Raw genomic sequence first — 211 nt, forward strand, 5'->3', positions numbered from 1 at the left:
CTGGGCTAGCTGGATTCGAACCAGCGCATGACGGAGTCAAAGTCCGTTGCCTTACCGCTTGGCTATAGCCCATTAATATTTACTAGTATGGTTATCTTTTCAAAAAAATAAACCCTCTCAGGTTATTTTAAAGAAAATGGTGGAGGGGGGCAGATTCGAACTGCCGAACCCGAAGGAGCGGATTTACAGTCCGCCGCGTTTAGCCACTTCG

Annotated in this window: 1 tRNA gene; it reads right to left on the minus strand. The window is 47.4% G+C overall.

Features of this window, described 5'->3' with window-relative positions:
- Positions 1–72: transfer RNA gene (locus HFD78_RS29340), tRNA-Gln, on the minus strand.
- Between the last annotated feature and the right edge of the window lie 139 nt (positions 73–211).

It is taken from the genome of Bacillus sp. EKM501B (genome assembly GCF_011800505.1).
GTDB lineage: Bacteria > Bacillota > Bacilli > Bacillales > Bacillaceae_G > Bacillus_A > Bacillus_A cereus.